Annotated in this window: 1 protein-coding gene and 1 pseudogene; both read left to right on the forward strand. The window is 70.2% G+C overall.

The features are described 5' to 3' along the window. A pseudogene (locus AWZ10_RS06770) lies at positions 1-719 on the forward strand (serine hydroxymethyltransferase); the annotation flags it as partial. A 110-nt stretch (positions 720-829) separates the two neighbouring features. Then, positions 830-2,117 (forward strand): L-serine ammonia-lyase (locus AWZ10_RS06775; RefSeq protein ID WP_060890659.1); only part of this gene is annotated, 1,288 nt, incomplete at its 3' end.

A 2,117-nucleotide genomic window follows, 5' to 3' on the forward strand; every position in this document is an offset into this window, starting at 1 on the left:
ACTTCGCCGAGTTCCGCCGCATCGCCGACGAGACCGGGGCCCATCTCTGGGTCGACATGGCGCACTTCGCGGGCCTGGTCGCCGCCGGACTGCACCCCAACCCCGTCGAGCACGCGGACGTGGTCACCTCCACCACCCACAAGACCCTCGGCGGCCCGCGCGGCGGCATCATCCTGGCGAAGAAGGAGTTCGCGAAGAAGCTGAACTCCTCCGTCTTCCCCGGCTTCCAGGGCGGTCCGCTGGAGCACGTGATCGCGGCGAAGGCGGTGTCCTTCAAGGTCGCCGCGAGCGAGGAGTTCAAGGAGCGCCAGCGCCGCACGGTCGAGGGCGCGCGGATCCTCGCCGAGCGGCTGACGGCGGCCGACGCCCGCGAGGCCGGCGTCGACGTCCTGTCCGGCGGCACGGACGTCCACCTCATCCTGGTCGACCTGCGCGCCTCCGAGCTGGACGGGCAGCAGGCCGAGGACCGTCTCCACGAGGTCGGCATCACGGTCAACCGCAACGCCGTCCCCAACGACCCGCGTCCCCCGATGGTGACCTCCGGGCTCCGCATCGGCACCCCCGCCCTCGCCACCCGCGGCTTCACCGCCGAGGACTTCACCGAGGTCGCCGACGTCATCGCCGAAGCCCTCAAGCCGTCCTACGACGCCGAAGCCCTCAAGACCCGGGTCAAGGCACTGGCCGACAAACACCCGCTCTACCCGGGGCTGGGGAAGTAACCCGGGCGTCATCGGTACGTAGTCCTGCTTTTCCGGGGCGCCGCGCACACTGTGGAGTGAGCGCGGTGCCCCACCCCCTGCACCGCCCTCCCCCGTTCTGAGGAGTCACCGTGGCCATCTCGGTCTTCGACCTGTTCTCGATCGGCATCGGCCCGTCCAGCTCCCACACGGTCGGCCCGATGCGCGCCGCCCGCATGTTCGCCCGACGGCTGCGCAACGAGGAGCTGCTCGCGGGCGTGGCCTCGGTGCGCGTCGAGCTGTACGGCTCGCTGGGCGCCACCGGTCATGGCCACGGCACCCCCAAGGCCGTGCTCCTGGGCCTGGAAGGCGCCTCACCGCGCACGGTGGACGTCGAGTCGGCCGACGAGCGGGTGGAGGCGATCAAAGAGGCGGGCCGCATCCGCCTCCTGGACGACCACGAGATCCCCTTCTCCTTCGACAAGGACCTGGTCCTGCACCGCCGCAAGACGCTGCCGTACCACGCCAACGGCATGACCGTCTGGGCCTACGACGCGGCGGGCACCGAGCTGTTGTCGAAGACGTACTACTCCGTCGGCGGCGGCTTCGTCGTCGACGAGGACGCGGTCGGCGCGGACCGCATCAAACTCGACGACACGCCCCTCAAGTACCCCTTCCGCACGGGTGACGAGCTGCTCCGCGTGGCGAAGGAGACGGGTCTGTCGATCTCCGCGCTGATGCTGGAGAACGAGCGGGCCTGGCGCAGCGAGGACGAGATCCGTTCCGGTCTCCTCGACATCTGGCGCGTGATGCAGGCGTGTGTCTCCCGCGGTATGTCCCGCGAGGGCATCCTGCCCGGCGGTCTGCGCGTACGCCGCCGCGCGTCCATGTCGGCCCGTCAACTACGGGCGGAGGGCGACGCGTTGGCCCGCTCCATGGAGTGGATCACGCTCTACGCGATGGCGGTGAACGAGGAGAACGCGGCCGGCGGCCGGGTCGTGACGGCCCCCACGAACGGCGCGGCCGGCATCATCCCCGCCGTCCTGCACTACTACGTCAACTTCGTCCCGGGCGCGGACGAGGACGGAGTCGTGCGGTTCATGCTGGCCGCCGGCGCCATCGGCATGCTCTTCAAGGAGAACGCCTCCATCTCCGGCGCCGAGGTCGGCTGCCAGGGAGAAGTCGGCTCCGCCTGCTCCATGGCCGCCGGAGCCCTCGCCGAAGTCCTCGGCGGCTCCCCCGAACAGGTCGAGAACGCCGCCGAGATCGGCATGGAACACAACCTCGGCCTCACCTGCGACCCCGTCGGCGGCCTCGTCCAGATCCCCTGCATCGAACGCAACGGCATGGCCGCGGTGAAAGCCGTCACGGCGGCCAGGATGGCCATGCGGGGCGACGGCACCCACAAGGTGTCCCTCGACAAGGTCATCAAGACGATGA

This window comes from Streptomyces europaeiscabiei, from assembly GCF_001550375.1.
Classification (GTDB): domain Bacteria; phylum Actinomycetota; class Actinomycetes; order Streptomycetales; family Streptomycetaceae; genus Streptomyces; species Streptomyces europaeiscabiei.